This is a genomic window from Brachybacterium huguangmaarense (assembly GCF_025725725.1).
In the GTDB taxonomy this organism is placed as follows: Bacteria; Actinomycetota; Actinomycetes; order Actinomycetales; family Dermabacteraceae; genus Brachybacterium; species Brachybacterium huguangmaarense.
This window is the reverse complement of the sequence record NZ_CP107020.1, coordinates 1,627,867-1,647,843: the sequence shown is the minus strand read 5'-3', so window position 1 is coordinate 1,647,843 and position 19,977 is coordinate 1,627,867. Positions and strand designations below refer to the sequence as shown.

The window sequence follows — 19,977 nt, the reverse complement described above, 5'->3', positions numbered from 1 at the left end:
GCGCGGTACCACCTCGGTTGACGCGTCCTCGTGCCGCATGCGGCGCGCGGGGCGTCCCCTTGTTCCTCAGCTGTCACGGGCTGGTCCCGGCGGGTTCTAGTGGGGTCCGGCGCTCGTGGGCGCACGTGGCCTGTTCTTCCCGCGGCTCTCCGGTGATGGCCGGGTCGATGCCGATGGCGGGGAGTCTACCTCGGGCCCGAGGGGTCGGCGTCGCCGCCGTCGCGGGGATCACGCCGGGGGCGGGTGGGGACCACCGCGCCGATCACGAGGGCGATCGCGGCGGCCAGGAAGAACCAGGCGCCGATCATCCACAGGGGTGCCCGGTCGCCCGCCACGATGACGAGCACGAGGGCGCCGGCGGCGAGCACGAGGAACACGCCGAGGCCGATCGTCGCGGCGGAGCGCGGTGCGCTCGGGCGGGCGCTCATGCCGACTCCCGGGTGAAGGTGAGGTCCCCCGTGCCGAGCGAGCCGGTCAGCTCGACGGACGGGGACAGGGGCGAGGCGGGGGTGCCGGAGACGGGCACGTCGCCGTCGATCTCCCCCATCGAGGAGGTGAGCGTCGAGCGGATGTCGACGTCGGCCGCGAACGGCGGCAGCACGACGCGCACGTCGCCGACGGCGCGGCTGCACGCGATCACCATCGTGAGGTACGCATCGTCGTCGTCCGAGCCCGGGTTCTCGGCGCGCCAGCGCTCGAGCGGGGTCGGGGACTGCGCCGCCGGGTCCGTCATGGCCGACAGGTCGATCACGACCGTGCGGTTCCATCGCCGCGGCCCGTCGGTCGCGCACGCGTCGACGTAGCCGGGCGCATAGGCGTCGACCGCCACCACGAGCGGGGAGGAGTCGGAGTCGTCGGTCAGGCGCACCCAGACCACGCTCGCCGCGAAGGTCGCGAAGGCGAGCACGCCGACCAGCGAGATGGCGAGGCTGCGGCGGCGGCCGATCCCGATGCCGATGAGCAGGGCGCCCGCGGCGACCGTGGTGACGGCCGCGGCCGCGCCGAGCCGTCCGATCCCGGGCAGCGTGCCGGTGCTCGCCAGGCCCGGCGCGAGGTAGGGGAACAGGGCGACCAGGATGAAGGCGACAGTGCCGACGACCAGCAGGATGCCGATGGCCCCGGCGGCGGCGCGGGCGCCGAGGGGCCGGGGGCGCGAGACCGAGCGGGGCAGGCGGGAGGCACGTCGCGTGCGCGTCGACCGGCGTGCCGGAGGGACGGCGGGCGCCGGGGCGGCGCGATCGGGGCGCTCGTTGCTCCACGCGCGCGGGGCGTAGCGGCGCAGCTCGGCGACCGTGCGGGCGAGCTCGGCGTCGTCGAGCACGCCCGCACGGCGTCCCAGCTCGGCGAACAGGTAGGCCGAGCGGGCACGGCGGGCGCGCACCGCGCCCCAGACCAGCACCCCGACGGCGACCGCGACGATCGGGATCAGCAGGCGCAGCGGGGCCGCCTCCTGGAAGGAGACGAAGACGAGCCAGAAGTAGCCGGCGACGGCCGCGGGGATCACGGCGAGCGCGCTCAGGACGTCCCCGCGGCCCGGCCTGAGGCGGGCGAGCGCGACCAGCGGCACGTCGATGCGATGCGTCTCCTCGGGCCCGTCGACGCGCTCGCGCGGCAGGAGCAGGGCGAGCAGCAGGTAGAGCGGCAGGCCGACGCCGAGGGCGAGCAAGCCGATCGCGGTCAGCTGGACGAGCCGCGGGGGCAGGCCGCCGGCCGTGGCGAGGGCCGCGCACACGCCCGCGATGTGCCCTTCGCCCGGCCGTCGCAGCACACCGCCGCGCAGGGCGGCGGCGCGCGGCTCGTCGGCCGTGGGGACGCGCGCGACCGCGCGGTACAGCTCGTCGTCGGACGGCGAGGGGGTCATGTCGTCGAGCACGGGATCGGCGTCGTCGGCCGGTCGTCCCGCGGAGCGCTCGCGGTCCGCGGCCGCGGCGGCCGACGGGTCGGCCTCGGGCGCGGGATCGGGCGAGCTCATGGACTCATCCTGCCCTGTCCCCGTCGGCGTCCGCGCCCCGAGCCGTCCCGGAGGCGCCCCGGAGCGGCCCCGGACCGCGAGCGGTCGCCCGGCCCGCGGCGGCACAATGGGACCCATGACCGCCCTCCACCCGCCCGATGCGAGCTCCTGGACGCGCGTGCGCGCCGGGAGCGTGCTGACGGGATCGTGCGCGGCGCTCGCGCGCGTTCTGGGGCTGCCGGTGCGCGGGGTGCGGATTGCCTTCCTGTTGGGATCGGCGGTGGCGATCCCCGCGATCCCCATGCTCGGGGCGTGGTACGAGTTCTCGACGGCCGGGACCGTCGCGCTCGGGATCGGCTCGCCCTTCGTCCTGGGCTACCTCGCGCTGTGGTGGGCCCTCCCCCTCGACCGGGCGACCGAGCGGCGCGCGGCCCTCGAGGCCTCGTCCTCCGCCGTGCGCGGTCGGCCCGCGGCGGCGGGAGCCGCCGAGCAGGCCACCGTGGGCGGCGCCCCGGGCCGCCAGCTCTCGCGCTGGCTCGCGCTGGCCGCCGTGGTGGGGCTGGGCCTGATCGTCGTGGTGACCGCCGTCGTGCTGCCCTTCGGCGGGGCCATCCTGGGCGGGCAGAACCTGTTCGGCTCCTCGCTCGCCGGGTACCGCGGACTCGTGATCGCCGCGAGCGGCATCGTCGCCGCGGGCATCGCCCTGGGGATCCTGCCGCTCGAGGCCGTCGACCGGGCCCGCTGGGGCGGCCGCGTCCGGGCCATGCCGCGCCTCATCCTCGCGGCCCTCGGCACCGCGCTGGGCCTGCTCATCCTCGGCGCGCTCTGGCTCGTGATCCTCCTGTTCGGCGGCACCGCGGCCCTCGTCACGCTCGTCATCTCGGCGGGCGTGCTCGGCCTGCTCGCCGTGGTGTTCGTGCCGTGGGCGCGGCATCTGTGGGTCGGCATGCGCGAGGAGACGGAGGAGCGCGCCCTCGTCCAGCAGCGCAGCGAGTTCACCGCCCACCTGCACGACTCGGTGCTGCAGACCCTCACCCTCCTGCAGAAGCCCGGCACCGACCCCGAGGCCGTGCGGCTGCTCGCCCGACGCCAGGAGCGCGAGCTGCGGCGCTGGCTCTACCGCGACGGCATGACCGAGCCCGAGACCCCGACCGACGTGCGCGAGGCCGTGATCTCCCTGTGCGAGGACATCGAGGACACCCAGGGCGTCGACGTGCACGTGGTCGTGATCGGCAACGCCCCGCTGCGGGAGGTCATGCGCCCCCTGCTCGGCGCGCTGCGCGAGTCGACCGTCAACGCGTGCCGGCACGGGCGCGTGGGCGTGGACGTCTTCGTCGACGTCGCCCCGGACCGGATCGAGGCGTTCGTGCGCGACCGCGGCCCCGGCTTCGACCTCGACGCCGTGCCCGAGGACCGGCTGGGCGTGCGTGAGTCGATCATCGGCCGCATGACCCGCGCGGGCGGCTCGGCGTCCGTCCGCCGCGCCCCCGGCGGCGGCACCGAGATCGCCCTGTCCCTGGACACCCCCACGAGGAGCACCCGATGACACCGACCGCAGCGACCGACACCGACCCCGCGCCGGAGACCGCGCCCATCCGCGTGCTCGTGGTCGACGACCACCGGATCTTCGCCCAGGGCGTCGCCGCCGAGATCACGAGCGGGCCGGGCGACGTGGTCGTGGTCGGGGCCGCCCACGACGTCGACACCGCGATCACGGCGGCCCGCTCGCTCGGGCCGGACGTCGTGCTGCTCGACGTGCATCTGCCCGGCGGCGCCGGAGGCGGCGGCGCGGAGGTGGCCGAGGCCCTCCAGGAGGTCACCACGCCGGCAGGCGCGCCCGTGCGCTGCCTGGGCCTGTCGGTCTCGGACGCCGAGGAGGACGTGCTCGAGGTGATCCGGGCGGGTGCCCGCGGCTACGTCACGAAGTCGATCACGGGCGCGGAGCTGATCGACGCGCTGCACCGGGTGGCCGACGGGGACGCCGTCTTCTCGCCCCGCCTCGCGGGCTTCGTGCTCGACGCCTTCCGCGGATCGGCCCCGCCCGTCCCCACCGAGCTGGACCTGCTGTCCCCGCGCGAGCAGGAGGTGATGCGCCTGATCGCCCGCGGCTACACGTACCGGGAGGCGGCGTCGGCGCTGTTCATCTCCGACCGCACCGTCGAGACCCACGTCTCGAGCGTGCTGCGCAAGCTCCAGCTGACCAACCGCTACGAGCTCTCCCGCTGGGCGCGCGACCGCCGCGTGATCTGAGCGTGCGGGCGATTCGGGGGTGCGCGTGCGGGGGGTGCGCGGGGATGCGCGTGCGAGGTGGGCGCGGTGTCACTGCGAATGTGAACGCGGAGCCCGCCGCGGCGTGAGCGGGTCGACACCCGCCCCGATCGATCGAGATGCACGTTTCCGTCGCACCGTCGATCGAGTGGTACGTTTTCGTCGCACCGTCGATCGAGATGCACATTTCCGTCGCTCCACGGAATCGAGATGCACGTTGCCGTCGCACCGTCGATCGAGCGGCACGTTTCCGTCGCACCGTCGATCGAGATGCACATTTCCGTCGCTCCACGGATTCGAGATGCACGAAGACGTCGCTCGCGCGCCACAGAACGACGTGACCGTGACTCTCGATGCGACGTGCCGACGCGAACGTGCGTCTGCCTGAGCTCTCTGTTCGCGTCGGCGCGGTCCGCGCTGCCGTGGTGGCCCGGGCCGTCGCCGAGCTCTGACCACACCGCCACAACCAGTCCCTCGGTAAGCCGAGGCGCAGCGCCTGGGCGGCCATCCCCCCCCGAGCGCTGAGACAGAGCCTCGCCCGACAGCCACATCTCAGTCCCACGTCTGCGCCCTCACCTTCCACCGAGTTCTGCGACATGGCCGTCTTCGACCATCGACATCTGCGCAATGGCCGCCATGAGGGCGCGATGGCGACCACGTCGCAGAAGTCGATGCATGGCGGGAATCAGCGACACACGCAAGAACGACCGCGTTCGTCTTCCGGGACGCTGCTTCTCCCGTCATGTTCGCGAACGAACGCCCATGCGGCGAAGCGCCGGAGATCGCCGTCACGCGCATGGTGGCTGACGTACGGTCGGACCATGACGAACAGCGCATGGGTTGTCCGCGCCGGCCGGTACGGGGAACGGGACGAGTGGGCCATCGAGAACGGCTGCTCAGGCGGAGGGTGGTCGGAGGTCCCCGACCTCACGAACGCCGAGTCTCGAGCCGACGTGGATGCGATCGTGAATGAGGTGTACACAGCCGAGTCACAGGGCGCACGCACCAACGCCACGTCACAGCTCTGGGCACTTCGGGGACGTATGAACATCGGCGATCTCATGGCGCTCCCCGTCAAGGCAACCCATGAGATCGCGCTCGGGCGCGTGGTCTCCGGTTACAGCTATAGCGCGGACGACGACCCGGGCAAGCGTCATGTCGTCGCCGTTGACTGGCAGCGGCGGGTGCCCCGATCGGCCATCAAACAGGACCTTCTGTATACGTTGGGAAGCGCACTGACGGTCTTCTCGCCTTCCCGCAACAATGCGGTCGCCCGGTTGGAACATGTCTTGGCGACAGGCGAGGACATCGGGTCGTCCGGACTCTCCCCGCGAGGTGACGCAGTACCGGTCGCGAAACCCTCCCCGTCGTCAGTGGGCGATGTCGTCGACGAGCCCGAGTCTCAACCGGACATCGACGTGATCGCGCAAGACCAGATCACGACCCGCATCGCAGTGGAGTTCTCAGGCCATGGCCTCGCGCATCTTGTCGCAGTGCTGCTCGAAGCGGAGGGCTTCGACACCGACGAAGCTCCGCCCGGTGCCGACGGAGGCATCGACATCACGGCGGGGCAGGGACTTCTCGGCCTGGAGTCTCCGAAGCTGATCGTGCAGGTCAAGACCGGCCAGGTCGCCTCCGAGGTCGTGGCACAGCTCAACGGGCTCGTACACACGCAGGGCGCGGACTACGGCTTGCTGGCAACGTGGACGGGGCTGTCGAGAGCGGCTCGTGAGGCCGTCAAGCACCAGCGTTTCCGCGTGAAGGTGTGGGACTCCACGGACATCGTTGAGCGGGTGCTCAAGAACTACGAGAAGCTCCCTGAAGACGTCGCTGAGCGGATTCCTCTGCGACGAGTCTGGATGCTCAAGGACGCATAGCCGCCACCACCGTCGACGGCGGGCCCACGACATGCAGCACTGCCTCCCGCCCGCGCCCGGGACCCGCGGGGCAGGGTCACGGCGCCGGGGCCGATAGGGTCGGACCGCACCGATGGACGCCTCGAGCAGGGAGCGGGACATGGCGCGCACGCGCGACCTCAAGCAGCTGACGATCCGTAGCGGATACTCCCTGGTGGGCGTCGCCATCATCGGCCTCGGTGCCGCGATCCTGCAGGTCGGCGGCGTCGGGTCGACCCGTACACGGCGCTCAACATCGGCGTGAGCGACCAGATCGGCTGGAGCCTGGGCGCCTACCAGCTGCTCAGCAACGTGGTCCTCTTCATCCCGATGCTGATCTGGGGACGGCGCTACATCGGCATCGGATCCATCTTCAACATGCTGCTCACGGGCTTCGCGATCGACCTGTTCTCGGCGCTGCTGGGGCCCGCGCTGCCCGAGGACCGCTCCCTGCTGAGCATGACGGTGTTCTTCGCGATCGGGATCGTGGTGTTCGCCTTCGGGGCGAGCGCCTACATGACCGCCGACGTGGGCATGGCACCCTACGACGCCCTCGCACCGATGATCGTGGACCGCACCCGCTGGGAGTACCGCCGCGTGCGAGTGCCCCAGGACGTGCTCTTCGTGATCCTCGCGGTCGTCTTCCGCGGCGCCGTCGGCTTCGGCACCGTCATGACCGCGTTCTTCAACGGCTCCCTGATCCAGTACTTCTCCGAGCGTGTGCACGGCCCGGTGCTCGTCCGCCTGACGGGTGAGCGGGCCGAGGAGCGCGCCTGACCGACGCCCCGCGGACGCCCCGGCGCCCGCACCCGGGAACCGCGTAAGGTGCTGGAGGTCCCGACGGCGTGCCGGCCCCCGCGCCGCGCGCCCCGCGGGTCGGCCCCTGCCGACGTGTCCCCTCCGAAAGCCCTCTCCCCCATGACATTCGACGAGATCTTCCCCGAGGTCCGCGAGCTGGTCGACGACCTCTGGCGGCATCCCGAGCTCGGCTACCGCGAGCACCGCACCTCCCGCGCCGTCGAGGAGTTCCTCACGCGGCACGGCGAGGGCCTGCCGATCGAGCGCTTCTCGACCACCGGCCTCAAGGTCGACCTCCCCTCCTCCGATCCCGCGCATCGACGCATCGCCGTCGTCGCCGAGCTGGACGCGGTGATCTCGCCAGCCCATCCCGACGCCGATCCCGAGACGGGCGCGGTGCACGCGTGCGGCCACCACACCCAGACGGGCATCGCCCTGGCGGCCTTCGCGCACCTCGTGAGCACGGGGGCGTGGCGCGAGGCGAGCGTCGACCTGAGCTTCGTGTTCGTGCCCGCCGAGGAGTTCGTGGACCTCGCCACCCGCGCGGACATGCGCGACCGGGGCGAGATCACGTGGTTCGGCGGCAAGCCCGAGGCGATGATGCTCGGAGTGTTCGACGACATCGACGCCGCGGTGTGCCTGCACGCCATCGGCGGCCGCCTGCCCGAGCCCACCGTCGAGATCGACTGCGGCCTGGCCGGCTTCCTGTACAAGACGATCGAGTTCGAGGGCTCCGCCTCGCACGCCGGGCTCGACCCGTTCAGCGGCACCAACGCCTACTCGATGGCCACCCTGTTCACGACCGCGCTCGGGCTGGGGCGCCAGCAGGTGCGCGAGGACGTCCTGGTGCGGATGAACCCGGTGATCCCCTCGACCGACATGACCACCAACGTGATCCCCCATCGGGCCCGCGTCGGCACCGACGTCCGCTCGAGCGACCTCGACTACCTCACCGAGATCGCCTCGCGGGTGGACCGCGCCGCGCACGGCTGCGCGGCCGCCCTCGGGGGCACCGCCCACGTGACCACCGAGATGGGCTACCTCCCGCTGAACCAGGACCGTGCGATGAACGGCGCGTTCCGGGAGGCCTTCGAGCAGGACTCGCACCTCACCTGCCTGATCGACGATCGCGGGGCGATCGCCGCCGCGGGCGACGCCGGCGACCTCTCGTTCATGATGCCGACCGTGCAACTCTCCTACGGGGGCTTCGAGGGCACGATCCACGGCAAGGACTTCGCCCTGATCGACCCCGAGACCGTGCTCATCGCGGTGCCGCGGCTGCTCGTCCGCGGCCTGCTGCGCATGGGCGAGCACCTGCCCGAGCCGCCGTACCGCCGATCCTTCGCCGAGTACGTCGAGGCGGTGGCAACCATCGCCCCCGTGCCCGCCGGCGCCCACGGGAAGGAGAAGTCGTGACCGCCACCACCGCGCCTGCGGCGCGCCGCTCCAGCCCCGTCCTCGACATGGCGCTGCTGATCGCCCTCGTCGTCGTGGTCATCGCGATCTCCGAGGGCATCGGGATCCGCGCGATCCCGATCACGTCCGACGTCACGATCACCGTGCTCCCGCTGGTCTTCGCGGTCCTCATCACGATGCTCCTGGGCATCCCCGCCTGGCGGAAGGGGATCCTGCGACGGGTCTACTCCCGGCGCAACGTGACGTTCTCGTCGTCGTTCCTGATCATCGTCATGCTTCCGCTCATGGCCCGCTACGGCGCCGACGTGGCGCCGCGCCTCGGGGAGATCCTCTCGATCGGCTGGGTGTTCCTGCTGCAGGAGCTCGGGAACCTGGGCACCGTGGTGCTCGGCCTCCCGGTGGCGCTCGCGCTCGGCCTGCGCCGTCACGCGATCGGCTCGACCCTGGGCCTCGGCCGCGAGGGCGAGCTCGCCTACATCTCCGAGAAGTACGGGCTGGACTCCGACCCCGGTCGCGGGATCCTCTCCATCTATCTGATCGGCACCCTGCTCGGCGCCGTCTTCTTCTCCTTCTTCGCCCCGCTGCTGCTGGGTCTCGGCTTCGACGTGCGCTCGCTCGCGATCGCCTCGGGCATGGGCTCGGCGTCGATGATGACGGCCGCCTCGTCGACGCTCGCCGCGCAGGTGCCCGAGCAGCAGGACACGATCGTCTCCTACGCCGCGGCGAGCCAGCTGCTGACGAGCTTCATCGGGACCTACACGATGGTCTTCCTGGCGGCGCCGCTCCAGCGGCTGATGTACAACCTGTTCATGCGCGGGAAGGACCGACTGTGACCGCCTCCGACCCGCGCACCGCGACCGCGACCGAGCCGCCCTCGACGACGGCCGACGAGGCCGCGCCGCCGCGTCCCTTCACCGCCCGGCGCTACGGGACCTTCGCGGCGGTGCTGCTGCTGTCCATCGCCCTCGTGCTGTTCACCCAGCAGGTGAAGCTGTGGGTCGACCCGGGCTCGACGCCGATCTCCCCGCTCACGCTCGGCGGCCTGGGGTCCCTGTGGCTGTTCTCGCTCGCCGGGATCGTGGTCGGCGACCTCATGACCCTCAGCCGCGTCCCGGTGCTCAAGGACTTCCCCGTCCTGGGCTGGGTCTCGCTCGTCTCGCTGTTCTCGTGCCTCGCGTGGAGCGGCTTCGTCGACGCGATCGGCGCCGTCGACTTCCTGTCGCTCACCACGCCTGTCCTCGCCTTCGCCGGGGTGAGCGTCGCGGATCGCCTCGTGGACCTCTCGAAGACTTCGTGGAAGGTCGCGATCACGACGGTCTTCGTGTTCATCGGCACCTACACGGGATCGGCGCTGCTCGCCCAGTTCGGCCTCTTCGTCTCCGGTCGCTGAGGCCGGTCGCGCCGGTCGGGGAGGTCGGCCGCGCTGGTGGGCGAGGTCGATCGTACCGGTCGGTGAAGGCGGCCGCGCCGGTTGCACGGGTCAGGGAGGTCGGCCGCGCCGGTCGCACCGGTCGGGGAGGTCGGCCGCGCCGGTCGGTGGCCGAGACGCCGGCCCGCGTCTTCCGGCGGCCGGACGTGGCGGCAGGCATGACCCCTCGGCGCACAGTCGTGCCGGGGGGCGGACGGCGCTGGGTGCTGCGGAGAGCCGGTGAACCCGAGGGGTTGGTCGCGCACGGGACGCTGGCGACATGCTGTGGCGATATCGCCAGTGCACGTCACCAGCGTCCCTTCCGCGACACGCGCCCCCGGATCCGCCCGCACCCCGGGCCCCGTCGGCACCTCGGGCCGTCCCGCACCTCGGGGCCCAGGCCACACCTCCGGCCCGCTCCGCATCCCGAAGGCTCAGGCCACACCTCCGACCCGCTCAGCACCCCAGGCCCCGTCAGCGCCTCCGGCCGCCCCGCACCCCGGGTCCCAAGCCGCACCTCCGACCCGCCCCGCACCCCGGGCCTGGGCCCGCAACCCGGGCCCAGGCCCTACTCCGCGTGCACGAGCGGCAGGCGGCCGGTGAACACGGTGCGCCCCGGCCGCGACTCGACATCGATGCTGCCGCCGTGGGCGCGGGCGATCGCCTGCACGATGGGCAGGCCCAGACCGGTGGTGGCGTCGGTGCCCGATCGGGCCGCGTCGGCGCGCGTGAAGCGTCCGAACACCTCCCCGAGCAGCTCGGGGGCGATGCCGGGCCCGTCGTCGCGCACCGTGAGCTGCGCCGTGTCCGCGTCCGCGCGCGCGAGCGCGATGTGCACCGTGGTGCCCGCCGGCGTGTGCTTGTGCGCGTTGGACAGCAGGTTCACGACCACCTGGGTCAGCTGACGGGCATCGCCGCGCACGAGCACCGGCTCGTCGGGCACCTCGAGCTCCCACACGTGCCCGCGGGCCGTGACCTGCGCGTCGAGCGCCGCCTCGACGACCACCTCGCCCAGGTCGACCTCCTCGTCGGCGCGGGGGGCGCCGTCGTCGAGGCGCGCGAGCAGCAGCAGGTCCTCGACGAGGGACGTCATGCGGCGCGACTGGGCGTCGAGCCGGTCGACGCTCTGGCGTCCGCGATCGCTCAGGTCCTCCGTCAGCCGCAGCATCTCGGTGTACCCGCGGATCGAGGTGAGCGGCGTGCGCAGCTCGTGGGAGGCGTCGGCGATGAACCGGCGCATGCGCTCCTCGCTGCGGTGACGCGTGTCGAGGGCCCCCTCGACGTTGTCAAGCAGCCGGTTGAGCGCGCGCGACACGTCGTGGACCTCGCGGCCCGAGCGGGTGGCCTCGTCGGGCGCGCGCTCGGCGAGGGTCACGCTCCCCGTCTCGAGCGGCATCGTGGCGACGTCCGAGGCGATGCGCGCGACGTCCTCGAGCGGTCGCAGGGTGCGGCGCACGATGAGGGAGCCGGCGACCCCGGCGACGAGGAGCGCGCCCAGGCTCGCGAGCACGAGGGTGAGGTCGAGCCGGCCCAGGGTCGAGCGCATCTGGTCGGACGGCAGCCCCGTGACGATCGTCTGCCCCGACCGGCCCTCGTGGGCGAGCACCCGGTAATGCCCGATGGACAGCTCGACGTCCGTGCCGTGGAGGGGCCCGCTCGTCGAGCTCACGGGGACCGCCCTCAGGACCTCCTGGTCGGCCGCGTCGAGGGACCGCACGGTCCCGGACACGTCACGCCAGGACGCCTCCGTCACGGTGCCGCCGTCGAGGCGCAGCGAGAGCTCCCCCTCGCCGCCGCCGGGGCCCTGCAGGTCGCTCGCGCCGGACGGGGAGGACGGGCTCTGCTGGTCCGGGACGGGCACGTCGGCGCGGGACGCCGCCCGCGAGAGCTGCGCGTCGAGCTGCTCGGACAGCTGCCGCTGGACCGAGAGGTGGGTGACGCCGACGATCACGAGGCACAGGACGGCCACCGTCGTCAGCAGCAGGGCCACGAGCGTCGTGCGCAGCGACACCCGCCGGGGCGCCGCGGCCGGCGAGGGGCTCATACGGCGGGCTTGAGCACGTAGCCCGCGCCGCGGACCGTGTGGATCATGGGCTCGCGGCCCACGTCGATGCGCTTGCGCAGGTAGGAGATGTACAGCTCGACGATGTTGGCCTGGCCGCCGAAGTCGTAGTTCCACACGGCGTCGAGGATCTGCGCCTTCGACAGCACCCGCTGGGGGTTCTCCATCAGGTAGCGCAGCAGCTGGTACTGGGTCGCGGTCAGCGCGATCTCGTCGCCGCCGCGCGTGACCTCGTGGGTGTCGAGGTTCATCACGAGGTCGCCGACGACGAGCTCGTTCGCGCTCTGGGCGGCGACCCCCGCCCGCTGGACCAGGCGGTGCAGCCGCAGCAGCACCTCCTCGATCGTGAAGGGCTTGGTCACGTAGTCGTCGGCGCCCGCGGCGAGGCCGTCGATGCGGTCGCCCGTCGCGTCCATCGCGGTGAGCATGAGCACCGGGATCTCGGGCTGCATCGCACGGACCCGCGACAGCACCTCGACCCCGTCGATGCCCGGCAGCATGCGGTCGAGCACGAGCACGTCGGGGCGGAACTCGCGGGCCTCGCGCACCGCCTCGAGGCCGTCGGCGCTCACGCGGGCGTCCCAGCCCACCATCTGCAGCGGGAAGCGCAGGAGGTCGGCGATCGTGGGCTCGTCCTCGACGACGAGCACCCGCACGGGGCTGCCGTCGGGGTGCTCGAGGTGCGGCAGGGAGGCGAGGACGTTGGCGCTGCGCTCGGACATCGGATCTCCTGGTCGGCGGGCCGCGAGGATCGGCGGCATGCCGAGACTACCGGGCGCCCTCGCCGGCCGGACCGCCCGCAGGCCCGTGGACAGCGTCCTCACAGGGAGCCGATGCGCGGCGCACAGCGGGGGCCGAGCACGGCCGCCTCGCCTAGGTTAGGTTCACCTCACTTGAGGTGGGGATCACGCGCGGTCGACCCGGAGGGCGTGACATGCTGGACGGGCACGCGCCCGACGGAGACGGGCCGTTCTCATAAGGAGGATCCGGGATGTCGCTGTTCGGTGAGCCGTTCACCGCGAAGTGCCTGAAGTCGGGCAAGACCGTCGAGGTCGAGGAGGGGCAGTCGCTGCTCCAAGCCCTGCTCGACGCCGGAGTGCCGATGGACTATTCGTGCGAGGGCGGCGTGTGCGGCACATGCATCGTGCCCCTCGTCTCCGGCGAGGTCGAGCACCTCGACGAGTTCCTCATGGACGACGAGAAGGAGACGAACATGATCACGTGCGTCTCACGCGGCGTCGGCGAGATCGAGATCGACGTCTGAGACCACGTCGGCGGCGGCCCGCGTCACTCACGGGGCCCCGCGACCACCCAGCCGGCGATCACGATGCCGATCGCGGCGAGCGCGAGCGGGATCGACACCGCCGCGGACAGCGCCGGCCCCCACAGCAGCACGACGAAGACGAGGGCGGCGGCCACGAGCAGGGCCGTGATCAGCACGGCGGGCCGCCCCTCGGTGCTCCGGGTGCCGGACGGCGAGCGCGTCCCCATGGATCGCGGTGCGTGGGTCGTGGTGGTCATCGGATCGTCCTCTCTGCCGGTCGCATCGATGACTCCACTCTCCCGTGGACGGGCTCACGACGGATCAACCCGGGGGATGAACGAGCCCCCACCAGGGTCTGATCCCGTCCCGGCGCACCCCTCCCCAGGTGGGGGTCTCAGCGCACCGGAGGATGCGCGGCGTCGGCGGGGGCCAGCGACGCGCCGGGGCCCGAGTCCTCGGACTGCGCGACCAGCTGGGCGAAGTCGCCGCCCGCCTCGAGCAGCTCGGCGTAGGTGCCGCGCTCGACGATGCGCCCGTGGCGCATCACGATGATCTGGTCCGCGCTGCGGATCGTCGAGAGGCGATGGGCGATCGAGATGACGGTGCGCCCCTGCCCGAGCGTCTCGAGCGCCTCGCTCATGGCCCGCTCGGTGCGCACGTCCAGGGCGCTCGTGGCCTCGTCGAGCAGCAGGATCGGCGGGTCGCGCAGGATCGTGCGGGCCAGGGCGATGCGCTGCTTCTCCCCGCCCGAGAACCGGTAGCCGCGCTCCCCCACGAGCGTCCGGTATCCCTCGGGCAGGGAGGCGATGTGGTCGTGGATCTGCGCGATGCGGCACGCCGCGACGAGCTCCTCGTCCGTCGCCTCGGGAGCGGCGAAGCGCAGGTTCTCGGCGATCGTGGCGTGCAGCAGGTAGGTCTCCTGGCTCACGAGGCCGACGCACGCCGCAAGCGAGGTCATCGTGACGTCGCGCAGGTCGTGGCCGTCCAGGGTGACGGCTCCCGACGTGGGGTCGTACAGACGGGCGACCAGGTACGCCGTCGTGGTCTTGCCCGAGCCGGTGTGCCCGACCAGCGCGGTGTGCCGGCCCGCGGGCGCCACCAGGTCGAGGTCGGCGAGCGTGAGCTCCTCCGAGCCGGGGTAGGCGAAGGACACGTGGTCGAAGGCGACCGTGCCGGCGACGGCGCGGGGGTCCAGCTCGAGCGCACCGGGTCGGTCGGCGATCGTGACGGGGGCGTCGATGTACTCGAACACGCGCGTGAACAGGGCCAGGGACGCGCTGATCTGGTTGGAGACGCGCAGCAGGCCGTTGAGCTGCGGCATGAGCGAGGACTGCAGGGCGATGAACGCGACGAGCGTGCCGATCGTGATCGAGCGGTCGCCGCCCACGAGCAGATAGCCGCCCAGCAGATAGGTGAGCGCCGGGATGATGGCCATCAGGGAGCTGAACACGGCCACGTTCCAGCGGCCGGCCATCTCGGAGGAGACCTCGAGGTCGGCGAGCTCGCGTGAGTCGCGGGCGAAGCGGTCGGTCAGGGCCTGGGTGCGGCCCATGGTCGTCGACAGCAGGATCCCCGAGACCGAGAGGGACTCCTGGATCCCGGCGGCGAGGTCGGCGGACTTCTCCTGGCGGGTCTTGACGATCGCGCGGCGGCGGGTGCCCACGCGCCGGTTCATCCACACCGCGAGCGGCGTCGCGACGAGGGAGAACAGCGTCAGGCGCCAGTCCATCGCGATCATCGCGACGAGCGCCATCACGATGCCGGCGAGCGCCGAGACGATCTGCGTCATGACCGACGTGACCACGGCCTGCATCGAGCCGATGTCGGAGAAGATGCGGGACTGGACCTCGCCGGTCCGGGTGCGGGTGAAGAACCCGAGCCCCATGCGCTGCAGGTGGCCGTACACGTCGACCCGCAGGTCGTGCATGACGGCCTGGCCCACGCGGGTCGAGACCATCGACTGGGTGACGTTCAGGGCGGTGGAGACGACGGTGACCGCGACCAGCCCGCCGACGCAGGCGGCCAGCAGGTCGAGCCGGCGGTCGGGCAGGGCCTGGTCGACGATCGCGCGCACCAGGAACGGGGAGACGACGCCGGTCGCGGCGCCGAGCGCGATGAGGGCGAGCACCACGGCGATGCGCCCGCGGTAGGGCGCGAACAGGCCCAGCACACGACGCACGTCGGCGTGCTGGCCGGGCGCGAGGCGCATCTCGTCGGGGTCGAGCCGTGCTCTGCCGCCCGCGCCATGGCCGGCGCCGATCCCCCCGACGGTCACAGACCGGCGCCCCGCGCGACCTTGTGCTGGGCCGCCTGCGCGAGCGGGCGCACGGTCACGAGGTCGAGGTTGACGTGGTGAGGCGCGCCCAGGGCGTACGCGATGACGTCGGCGCAGTCCTCGGCCGTGAGCGGCTGCTCGACGCCGTCGTAGACCCGGTCGGCCGCCGCCCGGTCGCCGCCGAGGCGCACGAGGGAGAACTCCTCGGTGCGCACCATGCCGGGGGCGATCTCGATGACGCGGATCCGCTCGCCGTTGAGCTCGAGGCGCAGGGCCCCCGCGATCATGCGCTCGCCGGCCTTGGCGGCGTTGTACCCGCCGCCGCCCTCGTAGGCGGCGTCCGCCGCGGTCGAGGACAGCACGAGCACGTCGCCGCGGCCGGAGGCGCGCAGCGCGGGCAGGAGGGCGCGGGTCACGCGCAGGGTGCCGAGCACGTTGGTCTCGTACATCGCGCGCCACTGCTCGATGTCGGCGTCCTCGATCCGTTCGGTGCCCAGCGCGCCGCCCGCGATGTTGACCACGGCGTTCAGGGAGCCGCCGAACAGCTCGTCGACGCGATCGACCAGGCCGGCCACGGAGCTGTCGGAGGTGACGTCGACGGCGTGCGTCAGGCACCCGGTCTCGGCGGCGAGGGAGGCCAGGCGGTCCTCGCGGCGGGCGACGGCCAGCACGCGCCAGCCGTCGGCGGCGAGGCGACGGGCGGTGGCACGGCCGATGCCGGAGGAGGCGCCGGTGACGACGGCGGTGAGCGGGGCGGGGGCGGCGGCTGCGGACATGGCGCCAGAGTAGTCGCGCGCGACGGCGGCGAGGGGCACGACAGGAGGCGCGAGAGGGCCCGGCAGGGCGCGCCTCACCAGGTGATGCGGTGGCAGTCCGCGTGGTCGGCGGGCTCGACCTGGAGGGTCGCGTGCTCGAGCCCGTAGCCCTCGCGCAGCACGTCCTGCGCCCGGTCGAGCACGGCGTGCTGGTCGGCGCCGGGGACCATCACGAGATGCGCGCTCGCGACGTCCATGCCCGAGGTGAGGGTCCACAGGTGCAGGTCGTGGACCTCGACCACGCCCTCGACGGCCGCGAGATCGGCGCGCACCGCGGCGGGGTCGATGCCCGCGGGCGTGGACTGGCTCAGCACGGCGAGCACCTCGCGGCCCAGGAGCACCGCGCGCACCGCCACGAAGACGCCGACGCCCAGGGCCACGATCGTGTCGAACAGCGACCAGCCGGTCAGGGCCAGGAGGATCGCGGCGGCCACGACCCCGACGGAGCCGGCGGTGTCGGCGACCACCTCGAGGTAGGCGCCCTTGACGTTGAGGCTCTCGCGCGAGCCCTCGCGCAGCACGAGCATGACGGCGAGGTTCACGAGCAGCCCGAGCACGCCGACCACGAGCATCGGGGTCGAGGCGATCGCGACGTCTCCCGGCGCGAGCAGGCGCGCGACCGCCTCGAGGACCACGTACACGGCCACGCCGATCATCACGAGGACGGCGAGCAGCGAAGCGAAGACCTCGAGCCGGTAGTTGCCGAAGCTGCGGCGACCGGTGCGGTCGGGCCGTGCGGCCACCACCGTGGCCGTGAGGGCGGCGCCGAGGGTGACGACGTCGGCGGCCATGTGGCCCGCGTCCGAGAGCAGCGCGAGCGAGCCCGACACGAACGCGGTCACGAGCTCGACCACGAAGAACGCGGCGATGAGGGCGACGGCGAGCGCGAGCCGGACGCGGTGGCGACCCGCCGCGCTCTCCGGGCCCGCGGAGCCGTGCGTGTGCCCCATCAGACGTCACCGCCCCCGCGGCCGCGCCGTTCCGGGTGGGCCAGCTCGACGTGCCCCGCATGGGCGAGCGCCACCTCGATCAGCTCGCGCACGTGCGGGTCGTCGAGGCTGTAGATGACGTGGCGGCCCTCCCGCCGGGCGGCGACGACGCGGTGGGCGCGCAGCAGCTTGAGGGCATGGGAGGTGGCCGATGCCGAGTGCCCGGTGATCCGGGCCAGGTCGTGCACGCACAGGTCGGCGCCGCTCAGCGCGACGAGCAGCCGCAGGCGGGCCGGGTCGCCGAGCAGCGAGAAGATCTCGGCCGCGTCGTCGAGCGCGGGGTGCTCCGGCGCGACCGGATCCCGGCCGTCACCTGCCGCGCCCGTACGGCTCGCCGCGAGCACACCTGAAGAACTGTTCATATGTTCAGGTTAGGCCTCCCTCGGCATCGCGACAAGAGCGCCGGTGCGTCCCGACCGGGCGGTCCAGGGGCATGGCCCGCCCGGCGCCGCCGGGCCTAGCGTGGGGACATGGCTTCCAGCACCTCGTCCGCCCAGCAGGAGACCGCCCGCCGTCTCGTGACGGAGCACGGCACGACGTTCGCCGCCGATGCCGAGATCAGGCTCAAGGACACGCCCTCCCCCCTGTGGGAGCTGCTCGTGCTGTCCCTGCTGCTGTCGACCCGGATCAGCTCGGACATCGCCGTCGCGACCGCCCGCGAGCTCACGCGCGCGGGCTGGACCACGCTCGAACACCTGCGGGACTCGACCTGGCAGGAGCGGGTCGACGCCCTGGGACGCGGCGGCTACCGCCGCTACGACGAGTCGACCGCGACGCGCCTCGACGACGCCGCCGCCCTCCTGCTCGACCGCTGGCACGGGGACCTGCGCGCGCTGCGCGACGAGGCTGACGGAGAGCCCTCGCGCATCGCGTCGCTGCTCCAGGAGTTCACGGGCATCGGCCCCACCGGAGCCGACATCTTCCTGCGCGAGGTCCAGGCGGTGTGGCCGGGCGTGCGCCCGTACGCCGATGCCCTCGTGCTCCGGGGCGCCCGCCTCGCGCACCTGCCCGAGGACGCCGACGGCCTGGCCGGGCTCGTCGAGGGTGACGACCTGTCCTCGCTGTGCGCCGCGCTCGTCCGCGTGGCGCGCGACCCCGAGCTGCTGCAGGAGGGCTGATCCGGGCTGGTGGCCGATCGTCGCCGCCCGGATCCGCACCGTTGTGCCCGGCGCCGCGGGCCACTACGCTCTCGCGAGTGCTCGGATACCGCAGGATCGCCGCCGCGGCCTTCCGGCAGTACTCGACCTATCGCACCGCGACCGCCGCCGGGGTCTTCACCAACACGATCTTCGGGTTCATCCGCGCCTCGATCATGCTCGCCGCGATCGGCACGGCCGGGGGCGAGCTGCGCGGCTACGACGCGCTCCAGGCCGCCACCTACGTCTGGCTGGGGCAGGCGCTGCTCGCGCCCATCGAGGCGTTCGGCACGCGCGAGCTGGCACAGCGCATCCATCAGGGCGACGTCGCCGTGGACCTGCTGCGCCCCGCCGATCTGCTCGCGGTGTTCTACGCCCAGAAGCTCGGCCGCGCCGGCTTCCTCGTGCTCGCGCGCGGGCTGCCGCCGCTCGTGATCGGCGGCCTCGTCACCGGGCTCGCCGTGCCCGCCAGCCTCTGGTCGATCCCGCTCGGGCTCGTGGCCCTGCTGCTCGCGATCACCGTCTCCTTCGCCGCGGACATCCTCGTCAACCTCGCGGCCTTCTGGCTCGTCGAGACGCGCGGCCTCTCGATCGTCTACAACGCCGTCATGAACCTCCTGTCGGGATTCCTCATCCCCATCTGGTGGTTCCCGGACTGGCTGCTCGCGCTGAGCCGCATGACGCCGTTCCCGTCGATGATCCAGACGCCCATCGACACCCTCTCGGGGCGCGTGGCGCCCCTCGAGGCGCTCGGCGCGATCGGCGTGCAGCTCGTGTGGATCGCCGTCCTCGGCGCCGCGGCCTGGGCGATGCTGCGCGGCGGCGTCCGGGCCCTGGAGGTGCAGGGTGGCTGACGGATCCGCGGCCCGGGCCGGGGCGGACCGGCGCGACCGCCCGGTGAGCACGTGGCGCATGGTGCGCACCCTGTACGGCTCGCGCATCCGCTCCCAGGCCGCGTTCCGCACCAGCTTCCTCGCCGACATCGCCGGCCAGGTGCTCATCGTCGCCACCGAGTTCCTCGAGCTGTGGGTGATCCTCGCCCAGGTGGGCGTGCTCGGCGGGATGGACCTCCCGCAGGTCGCCGTCGTCTACGGGCTCGGCTCGCTCGCGTTCGGCCTCGCCGACCTCGTGCTCGGGGAGATCGACGGCCTGTCGACCTACATCCGGTCCGGCAGGCTCGAGACGCTGCTCGTGCGCCCGGTGCCGATGCTCCTGCAGATCTCGAGCCTGGACATGTCCCTGCGCCGCCTGGGGCGGATCGGCGTGGGCCTGGCGATGTACGTCGTCGCGCTCGGCCTCGCCGGCTTCGACCCCACCGCGGCGCACCTGCTGCTCGCCGTGATCGCCCCGCTGGCCGGGGCGGCGATCTTCACGGCCCTGCTCACCCTGGCCGGCGCCCTCCAGTTCTGGCTGGTCGACGGCCGCGAGTTCGCGAACGCCTTCACCTACGGGGGCAACTACGTCTCGACCACGCCCGGGGCGGTCTTCACGCTGCCGATGCGCGCCTTCTTCACCTTCGTCATCCCGGCCACGCTCGTCGCCTACGCGCCCGCCCTCGCGCTCCTGGACCTGCCCGGGCCGGCCCTGATCCCCACCGCGGCCGGCTGGCTCGGGGCCCCGGCGGCGGTGCTCGCCTGGGTGCTCGCGGCGCTCGCCTGGCGGGCCGGGATCCGCCACTACACCGGAGCAGGAGGATGAGC

21 protein-coding genes are annotated in these 19,977 nt (G+C 72.9%); 12 read left to right on the top strand and 9 right to left on the bottom strand.

Annotated elements, in window-relative coordinates:
- Window positions 1-185: 185 nt before the first annotated feature.
- Both BRM3_RS07345 and BRM3_RS07340 read right to left on the bottom strand, forming a co-directional pair.
- Window positions 186-428 (bottom strand): hypothetical protein, encoded by a 243-nt coding sequence (locus BRM3_RS07345; protein WP_263592683.1) that lies wholly within the window; start codon window positions 426-428, stop codon window positions 186-188.
- Entirely contained in the window at window positions 425-1,972 is a 1,548-nt protein-coding gene (locus BRM3_RS07340) for a PspC domain-containing protein (protein ID WP_263592682.1), read from the bottom strand. The genes BRM3_RS07345 and BRM3_RS07340 overlap by 4 nt, the downstream gene beginning before the upstream one ends.
- Before the next feature lie 115 nt (window positions 1,973-2,087).
- Between BRM3_RS07340 and BRM3_RS07335 the strand changes: the two genes are divergently transcribed.
- The 8 genes from BRM3_RS07335 to BRM3_RS07300 all read left to right on the top strand — a co-directional run bounded on the left by BRM3_RS07335 (window position 2,088) and on the right by BRM3_RS07300 (window position 9,718).
- On the top strand, window positions 2,088-3,497 hold the full coding sequence (locus BRM3_RS07335; RefSeq protein WP_263592681.1) for an ATP-binding protein: 1,410 nt from the start codon (window positions 2,088-2,090) through the stop codon (window positions 3,495-3,497).
- Window positions 3,494-4,201, top strand: coding sequence for a LuxR C-terminal-related transcriptional regulator (locus BRM3_RS07330; RefSeq protein WP_263592680.1), 708 nt, complete (start codon window positions 3,494-3,496; stop codon window positions 4,199-4,201). Before BRM3_RS07335 ends, BRM3_RS07330 begins: the two co-directional genes overlap by 4 nt.
- An 839-nt stretch (window positions 4,202-5,040) precedes the next feature.
- Entirely contained in the window at window positions 5,041-6,096 is a 1,056-nt protein-coding gene (locus tag BRM3_RS07325) for a restriction endonuclease (protein ID WP_263592679.1), read from the top strand.
- A 139-nt stretch (window positions 6,097-6,235) separates the two neighbouring features.
- The gene (locus BRM3_RS07320; RefSeq protein ID WP_263592678.1) at window positions 6,236-6,379 is read left to right on the top strand and encodes a hypothetical protein; all 144 of its coding nucleotides are present in this window, start codon (window positions 6,236-6,238) and stop codon (window positions 6,377-6,379) included.
- The gene (locus BRM3_RS07315) at window positions 6,376-6,891 is read left to right on the top strand and encodes a YczE/YyaS/YitT family protein (RefSeq protein ID WP_263592677.1); all 516 of its coding nucleotides are present in this window, start codon (window positions 6,376-6,378) and stop codon (window positions 6,889-6,891) included. Before BRM3_RS07320 ends, BRM3_RS07315 begins: the two co-directional genes overlap by 4 nt.
- Before the next feature lie 141 nt (window positions 6,892-7,032).
- Window positions 7,033-8,328 (top strand): M20/M25/M40 family metallo-hydrolase, encoded by a 1,296-nt coding sequence (locus tag BRM3_RS07310; RefSeq protein ID WP_263592676.1) that lies wholly within the window; start codon window positions 7,033-7,035, stop codon window positions 8,326-8,328.
- Window positions 8,325-9,161 (top strand): DUF3100 domain-containing protein, encoded by an 837-nt coding sequence (locus tag BRM3_RS07305; protein ID WP_263592675.1) that lies wholly within the window; start codon window positions 8,325-8,327, stop codon window positions 9,159-9,161. The genes BRM3_RS07310 and BRM3_RS07305 overlap by 4 nt, the downstream gene beginning before the upstream one ends.
- Window positions 9,158-9,718, top strand: coding sequence for a hypothetical protein (locus BRM3_RS07300; RefSeq protein ID WP_263592674.1), 561 nt, complete (start codon window positions 9,158-9,160; stop codon window positions 9,716-9,718). Before BRM3_RS07305 ends, BRM3_RS07300 begins: the two co-directional genes overlap by 4 nt.
- 586 nt (window positions 9,719-10,304) lie before the next feature.
- Here the strand turns inward: BRM3_RS07300 and BRM3_RS07295 are convergent.
- Both BRM3_RS07295 and BRM3_RS07290 read right to left on the bottom strand, forming a co-directional pair.
- Window positions 10,305-11,780 (bottom strand): sensor histidine kinase, encoded by a 1,476-nt coding sequence (locus tag BRM3_RS07295; protein WP_263592673.1) that lies wholly within the window; start codon window positions 11,778-11,780, stop codon window positions 10,305-10,307.
- Window positions 11,777-12,520, bottom strand: coding sequence for a response regulator transcription factor (locus BRM3_RS07290; RefSeq protein WP_263592672.1), 744 nt, complete (start codon window positions 12,518-12,520; stop codon window positions 11,777-11,779). The genes BRM3_RS07295 and BRM3_RS07290 overlap by 4 nt, the downstream gene beginning before the upstream one ends.
- Window positions 12,521-12,789: 269 nt before the next feature.
- Between BRM3_RS07290 and BRM3_RS07285 the strand changes: the two genes are divergently transcribed.
- Complete coding sequence (locus tag BRM3_RS07285; RefSeq protein WP_263592671.1) at window positions 12,790-13,062, top strand: 2Fe-2S iron-sulfur cluster-binding protein; 273 nt, start codon at window positions 12,790-12,792, stop codon at window positions 13,060-13,062.
- Window positions 13,063-13,085: 23 nt separating this feature from the next.
- On the opposite strand, the gene BRM3_RS07280 is transcribed toward BRM3_RS07285, so the two are convergent.
- From BRM3_RS07280 to BRM3_RS07260, 5 genes are all read right to left on the bottom strand, one after another.
- On the bottom strand, window positions 13,086-13,319 hold the full coding sequence (locus tag BRM3_RS07280) for a hypothetical protein (RefSeq protein WP_263592670.1): 234 nt from the start codon (window positions 13,317-13,319) through the stop codon (window positions 13,086-13,088).
- 137 nt (window positions 13,320-13,456) lie between these two features.
- Window positions 13,457-15,337 carry an ABC transporter ATP-binding protein gene (locus BRM3_RS07275; RefSeq protein WP_263592669.1) on the bottom strand — a complete coding sequence of 627 codons (1,881 nt, stop codon included), beginning with the start codon at window positions 15,335-15,337 and terminating at the stop codon, window positions 13,457-13,459.
- Window positions 15,334-16,113: an SDR family oxidoreductase gene (locus BRM3_RS07270; RefSeq protein ID WP_263592668.1), complete on the bottom strand. Its 780-nt coding sequence runs from the start codon at window positions 16,111-16,113 to the stop codon at window positions 15,334-15,336. Before BRM3_RS07270 ends, BRM3_RS07275 begins: the two co-directional genes overlap by 4 nt.
- A 74-nt stretch (window positions 16,114-16,187) precedes the next feature.
- Window positions 16,188-17,102, bottom strand: a complete 915-nt coding sequence (locus BRM3_RS07265) for a cation diffusion facilitator family transporter (protein WP_263592667.1) — start codon at window positions 17,100-17,102, stop codon at window positions 16,188-16,190.
- On the bottom strand, window positions 17,102-17,503 hold the full coding sequence (locus BRM3_RS07260) for an ArsR/SmtB family transcription factor (protein ID WP_263592666.1): 402 nt from the start codon (window positions 17,501-17,503) through the stop codon (window positions 17,102-17,104). The genes BRM3_RS07265 and BRM3_RS07260 overlap by 1 nt, the downstream gene beginning before the upstream one ends.
- A gap of 108 nt (window positions 17,504-17,611) precedes the next feature.
- Here BRM3_RS07260 and BRM3_RS07255 point away from each other — a divergent pair, with 108 nt between their 5' ends.
- The 3 genes from BRM3_RS07255 (at window position 17,612) to BRM3_RS07245 (ending at window position 19,975) form a co-directional block, all read left to right on the top strand.
- A complete protein-coding gene (locus tag BRM3_RS07255) occupies window positions 17,612-18,259 on the top strand; it encodes an endonuclease (protein ID WP_263592665.1) in 648 nt (215 codons plus the stop codon).
- 77 nt (window positions 18,260-18,336) lie between these two features.
- A complete protein-coding gene (locus BRM3_RS07250; RefSeq protein WP_263592664.1) occupies window positions 18,337-19,131 on the top strand; it encodes an ABC transporter permease in 795 nt (264 codons plus the stop codon).
- Window positions 19,124-19,975, top strand: a complete 852-nt coding sequence (locus tag BRM3_RS07245; protein WP_449495108.1) for an ABC transporter permease — start codon at window positions 19,124-19,126, stop codon at window positions 19,973-19,975. The genes BRM3_RS07250 and BRM3_RS07245 overlap by 8 nt, the downstream gene beginning before the upstream one ends.
- Window positions 19,976-19,977: the final 2 nt, after the last annotated feature.